General features: G+C 70.1%; 4 protein-coding genes and 1 pseudogene. 4 read left to right on the forward strand and 1 reads right to left on the reverse strand.

Annotation, left to right across the window (positions count from 1 at the left end; all coding sequences use genetic code 11):
• Positions 1-14 precede the first annotated feature (14 nt).
• Positions 15-1,616, reverse strand: coding sequence for a restriction endonuclease (locus tag ABT015_RS32020; RefSeq protein WP_350885401.1), 1,602 nt, complete (start codon positions 1,614-1,616; stop codon positions 15-17).
• A 225-nt stretch (positions 1,617-1,841) separates the two neighbouring features.
• Between ABT015_RS32020 and ABT015_RS32025 the strand changes: the two are divergent.
• The 4 genes and pseudogenes from ABT015_RS32025 to ABT015_RS32040 form a co-directional block, all read left to right on the forward strand.
• A pseudogene (locus ABT015_RS32025) lies at positions 1,842-1,955 on the forward strand (restriction endonuclease); the annotation flags it as partial.
• Positions 1,956-2,031: 76 nt separating this feature from the next.
• The gene (locus ABT015_RS32030; RefSeq protein WP_350885411.1) at positions 2,032-2,316 is read left to right on the forward strand and encodes a hypothetical protein; all 285 of its coding nucleotides are present in this window, start codon (positions 2,032-2,034) and stop codon (positions 2,314-2,316) included.
• Positions 2,317-2,369: 53 nt separating this feature from the next.
• Positions 2,370-4,601, forward strand: a complete 2,232-nt coding sequence (locus ABT015_RS32035; RefSeq protein ID WP_350885403.1) for a hypothetical protein — start codon at positions 2,370-2,372, stop codon at positions 4,599-4,601.
• A 53-nt stretch (positions 4,602-4,654) separates the two neighbouring features.
• Positions 4,655-5,971 (forward strand): hypothetical protein, encoded by a 1,317-nt coding sequence (locus tag ABT015_RS32040; RefSeq protein ID WP_350885405.1) that lies wholly within the window; start codon positions 4,655-4,657, stop codon positions 5,969-5,971.
• The last annotated feature ends 136 nt before the right edge of the window (positions 5,972-6,107 follow it).

Genomic DNA, 6,107 nt, shown 5'->3' on the forward strand with positions numbered 1-6,107 from the left:
GGCGAACTGCGCTTCTAGGCGCGGCGCTTGGGGGGAACCGGACCGGGGATGACGTCGAGGTTCAGGTGCTCCTTGAAGAGGTGCACCAGGTTGGCGCCGTCGAGGAGCTCGAGTCGACCGTGGTCCTGGGCGAACGCCTGGCTGGCCCTGCCGAACCAGGAGGTGGTGACCAGGATGCCCTTCGCCGCCCGCTTGTGCTCGACGACGCCGGCCAGGGCCGAGACGGTCTCGAAGGGCACCACGTTGCGGCTGCGTTTGGCCTGGATGACGCACAGCCCCTTCATCACGGGGTCGGTGTTCATCACGATGGCGTCCACCCCCTCGTCCTTGGACGGCTGTGTGTTCCACCCCTCCATGCCGATGGCCTCGAAGAGTTGGCGGACCAGGTGCTCGAACTCAAGGGGCGAAAGGTCGATCAGCACCGGGCGGCTGTCGAGGCCGGCGACCACGTCCATGCTGTCCATCAGCTTGAACTTCGACAGGTCGAAGGTCACCAGCGGACGCACCGGTTCCAGCTCGTAGGGGTTCGGGGAGACGAGCGCCCGAAGCCGCTGGAGACACAGGCGCGGTTCCACCTGGGTCAGCACCAGGGCCTCGAACTCCTCCCTGCTGGCCTGCAGGGTGATCAGGCACGGATGGACACTGCGGCCCGTGGCACGGTCGATGGTGTCGACGTGGCAGTTGAGGGCGATGGACCGGATGACCCGGTCCGGGTCGGCGGCGAACACCTCATGCAGAGTGCGAAGCGCGCTCTGGGCGAGCACCGACGCGTACAGCTCCTTTCGCTCCTTCTCGGGCCGCGGCACGGGAACGATCTCGTCCCGTGTCTTCACGTACTTGAAGGAGCGGGCCGCCGGCACCACGTCCTCCAGCGGCAGGTCCAACTGCACTAGGAGATCACCGGTGTCGGCCTGGTAGGACACCTGGTGCCGCTTCGGGAAGCCGAGGGGATAGACGGAAGCGGCCAGTACCTGGTCGACGAACCATTCCACGGCCTCGACGTCCCCGGCCCGGTACGCAGATTCGCGCTCTGCCAGCGCGGCGTTGAACTCGCGGACCCGCTCGCCGGCTTCCCGGACCTTCGAGTCGTGTGCGGCCCGGCGCTCCGTGAGCTTGGCCACCCGCCTCTTGTCCGCCCGGGCGTGCTCGCCCAGCGCCCGGTCGAAACGCTGCCGGGATTCCTCGACCTCGGCGTCGTAGCGTCGGCTCGCGAAACCCAGCGAGGCCAGCAGGCCAGTTCGGGCGGGCGGCTCGAAGTCCTCCCACCGCGGTGCGGCCACCGCACGGTCCAACTTGCCGGGCACGAAGGGAGTAGGAGTGAACTGCTGGCGCAGCGCGCTGAACGACAGCCGCGCCGCGTGCCGGACCGACCGGATCAGGAGGGTCCGCAGCTTCTCGGTGTCGTCTTCCGCCACGCTCGTGAGATCCACCGCCTCCTGGGCCCGCGCCACTGCGTAGGCAGCACGCTGCTCCCGCTCAGCCTGCTTGGCACGGGCCTCTGTGGCTTTGCGCTCACGCTCCGCCTGCTGCTGGAGCCTGCGCTGCTCGGTCTCGGCCCGCCGTGCCTGCGCCGCGTAATCCGGCTGCCGCTTCGGACGCGCCGACCCTCCCGCCACTGGCCCTCCCCATGCTCATGTGTTTCGTGCCGCTACCACCTTGCCCTAATCGACCCGGCGTCATACGGCGAAGTCGACTAAACGGTGATCCAACGGTTGGCCGCCCGGCCGCCGGTTGGTCCGTCGTCGTTCGCCGCAGCCGACAGACACCGTATAGGTGGGTGGAGAGGACCGGCGGACGACGAACTCGCGGTCCGTGAGCAACATCTCGACGGTGCGGTGGAAGTGTTCCAGGCCGCCACACCGGTCCGGTTCGGGGAGGAGCGCCGCGATCTGCTGGGACTCGACGGTTTCGCCAACGCAGAGCGGGTGGGCGGGGCCGGCGACCTCGGTGCCGATGTCGTCGCCGACGACCACTTGGGACGGCGCGTGGTCCTGCGGTGCAAGCAGTACGCGAATGGTGGGGCCGGAACCGGTGCAGAAGTTCGACAGCACTGCCCGGCCGGCGTACGGAGCAGCGGTCCCGGTCGTCGTCGCCCTCAACGGCTTCACCGACCGCGAGGGCGGCTTCGCCACCCGGCAGCGGATCCACCTCGTCGACCGCGAGTGCCTGCCGCGCCGGGGCGCAGGCCAGCACCGCTACCACGCCCTGGAGATCGAGTGCGGTCCGGGGCGGCGGACCCGATTGCCAGCTGTCATCACCGGACGGCCTGTTACCAGTAGCGGTGCCGGCGCGTGCCTCATCCATGGCACCGGCTGATGTTGTCGGTACCGGGAACTAGGCTTTCGAGACCGCCATCGACAGGGGGCTTCGTGCACGACAATCCGCTGACCGTCGACGTCCCGCTCGGCCCGTTCGAGGGGACACCAGTCACCGTTCACTCGGCCAAGGGCAGGAACGCCAAGCTGCACACCACGACGGACTGCTCCCAGCTCCGGACCGCAGCGGTCACGGAAGCCAGGGTCCTGCTGCACACTGCTACGGTCGGGCGGTTGTGCGCCCAGTGCTGGTCCTGGGGGCCGTGGACGAGGCCGGGGAGCGGGCTGGGTGTCTTCCTGCGGGCACTCGGCGGGGGTGGGCTGCTGTCCCAACTGCAGCGCTACGACGGGCCCGACGAGGACGTCGACTGGGACAGCGGGGAGGCCTCAGCTGCGGCTGGGCTGCTTCGCTTGGTGACCGCGGATCAGGAAGACGACGAGGACGACGAAGTCCCGGAAGAGGATGCCCGTCGCGACGCGGAGTGGCTGCAGGACCGCGTCTTCGACCGATGGCGCGCCGCCGCGCAGAGCCTGCACCAGGCAGAGAGCACCGCGGCGGTGTTCCCCTGGCTCAAGGACTGGGCGAAGCCGAAGCTGACGGCCAAGAAGCACCACCTGGAGGAACTCCTGCACCAGGCAGCACTGTTCGTCGACCCAACGGGACTCCTCGCCGGCGCGGCCGCGGCCGGCATGAGCGAACCCGACCTCCCGGTGAGCGATCCCGCGTTCGGAGCGCTCGGTAAGAGCGCTGAGATCGCCAAGGGCCTCGCGGCGCTCTGGCGCGGCTGGCAGCACGAAGCCGCCCGCAGCGGGAACGGTTCTACGCGGCCGTCCTACGTCGTGGCGAACCTCATGCACGGAATCCGGAGCAACCGCAAGGGGTACGACCAGACCCGCGAGGCCGCCGAACTGCTCGTCGCCTCCTGGACGGAGCACATGCGCACCGTCGTCGCCACGGCGGACCCCACGCCCACACGGCTGGTGAAGGTGACGCTGTCGGAGATCAAGGAGAGGACCCCGCACCGGCCCGAGCACGGCTTCCTCCACGACATCGACTCGTGGACGCTCGGCGTCCTGCTCACCCACCTCACCGACGCCGACTGGCGCCGCCGCACCCTCACTCTCCGCGTCCCCGCACTCATCGCGGACCGACTCCTCACCAAGTCCTGGCCGCTGTCCTGCGAGCCCGTCAGAGACGGCACCGAGCCCGGGAACAGCCACGCGCACAACCCCACGAGCCACCTCCAACCCGGAGTGTTCGACGACGCCCCGGTCCTCGAACGCCGACCGGTCACCGTGGAGCACCTGCGTGCCCTTCGCGCCTTCGCGCCCGACGCCGACCGACTCTTCATCGTCTTCTCGACGAGCGGCGGGGCCGAAGTCCTGCCCTTGACCGTGATCGAGAAGCGACTGGCCGACGGCTGGCAGGGCGTGATCGTCGCCGGCGCATCCGACCTGCCGGCCGGCCTGATCAAGCCCTGGGCCGAGCGCATCGGCGCCCGGCCCGAGACGGGCACGTCCTTGTGGCCCCAGCCCGTACTGGACGCGGACGATCCGCGCTTCGGCGCTGAACTCGGGCTGGAGTACGGCGAGCCGCGGGCTGCCTGGCTCGCCTTCGACGACCGGGACCGCGAACGGAACCTGCGGCTCCTCGCCATCGCCCGCGGCGTGCACGACCTGCGCATCCTGGACGGAGGCCGCGATCGTGACGACCACAGTCGGACAATGCCCAGCGCGGTGTGGCACGGTCTGCTCGCCGAGGAAACCCTCGACCTCGAACCGTTCGAAGCCGCCACCGGAGGCCGGTGGCGAAGGGGAAGTGGCATCCCGCTCGGTGTCCTCACGGACGTTCAGATCTACACCACGAACGCCAACCCGCGGATCCAGGGCAAGGGCCACTCGCCCCTGTGTAGGCACTCCAACGAGCGCGGCGTCGCGGACGACGACGACCTCCTGACCCCCGCAGACCTCCTCGGCCGCGAGGACCTCGACCACCATTGGTGCAGCAAGTGCGGAGGCTACGCCGTCCGCAGGCTCACCAACACCCAGCTCTCCTACTACCGCGCGGCGCACCGCCTCCACGAGATCGCCCAGGACCTCGACAGCGAGCGTGGCGGCCACGAGCACCTCGACCTGGAGGAGACCACGGAGCAGCTGAGGGAGCTGGCCGACTGGCGCCCGCCCGGCCAGGACTCCTGGTACACGAGCGGATCCCGGCGCTGGCGGCGCATCGTCCGCGACCTCCAGGACAAAACCGAGGCCGCCCGCCGTCATGACACGCCGTGACGCTTCATCGCGACCACTCCGAACCCGCCCGAGCACTCGAGAGCACCGCACCCATGGACCTCACACTTTCCAGTGCCACCTCGTCGCACGCCGCCGGCCCGCGCCTGCTCGTCAGGCTCACCGCACCGCTGAGGCGAGCGGGCTGGGCAGAAGGCGAGACCTGGTACGACGGCGACGACGTCGACGACAACCCCGAGATCCTGCCGGCCAGGATGGAGCTGTCCCGCTCGAACTTCCACATCCGCGTCCACTGGGATTCCGAAACGGCCCAACTCACCGTGGACGACCCCACCGACGGGTGGGGCTGGGAGGGAGACGAGAGCCTGCCACCCCTGTTCCCACTCGACGACGACCTCGTCATCGACCTCAGCGGACACCCGACCCAGGCCGTGAAGTCGGAAGCCGCACGCCGGGCCTTCGCCGAAGCGGGACTCCTCGACGCCACCCGCATCCACCTGCCCGACACCGCCAAGGGGCTGGGCCGCGACCTGGTCATGCTGCTGTGGGCCGACCACATCAACGACGCGATCAGCCGCCACCGCGGCGCGGACGACGGATCCGAGGCGATCGCGGCACTCGGGGAGGACTTCTCCTGGCGGGCCGGTGCCGGACTGCGTGCCTACCCGCTGATCGTCCCGGACCCCGTCCCCTCCGCCGCCGCCCGTGGCATCGTCGAATGGTGCTGGCGCCGCGAGAGTGACGTCGAGGAATGGCACTTCAAGATCCGCGACATCACCATGGCCCGCGCCAACATCGCCGCCACCCGCGCCGTCCTACCCCACGTCCACCCCGAAGGCGTCGACTGGCCGGCCGTACGCCTCGCTCTCACCACACCCGTCCGCCGGCTCGCAGACGGCAGCGCGCTCAGCGACATCTTCGAAGAAGGCTGGGCACCGATCCTCGCCTCCATCCACCGCCAGATCGACCTCTGGCAGCGGGCTGACGAATCCCTCGGACCGGACACCGTCCTGCGGCTGCTAACCCTGCACGGTTCCCGCACCGAGTCGGTCGGCGAATGGTGGGGATCCGGCTGGTACGAGACTGCGGCTCGCCGCGCCGTCGCCCGCGCCGCGGACCGCGGCGGCCTCTCGCCGGCCTTCCCCGACGCCGAGCGGCTCGCGGACACCGCCGCCTGCCACCCCGACCTGCTCGACGACGACACGTTCGTCTGGCTCGCCGAGGCCGTCTGGAGGGAGGAATCCCTCCGACGTGACGCCCTGCTGCCGGTGCCCGTCGCGCTCACGCTTCCGGACTGGGCAGCACAGGACTTGCTCGCTCTCCTCCGGCCGGGCACCGATGACGAGGAACCCGACCGCGCCGAGACCAGTGGCTCGTACCCGGCCGATCAGCGGCCGGGTACGAGGGCCTGACACCCGACTGCCTACGCCGCCTGTCCGAAGTGGTGGCCGACCGATGGACCGGGCTGGTCGGCCACCTCGGCGTCCGCCCGGTCGAGCGCGGAGGCGAGCGCTGCGACGGCTTCGTCGGCGGAGTCCTTGAGGAGGT

Origin of the sequence: Kitasatospora sp. NPDC094016 (assembly GCF_040304045.1) — a bacterium.
In the GTDB taxonomy this organism is placed as follows: Bacteria; Actinomycetota; Actinomycetes; order Streptomycetales; family Streptomycetaceae; genus Kitasatospora.

Excerpts from the sequence above, each read along its gene's own strand:
- ABT015_RS32040 (WP_350885405.1), top strand. The coding sequence starts at position 4,655 with ATGGACCTCACACTTTCCAGTGCCACCTCGTCGCACGCCGCCGGCCCG.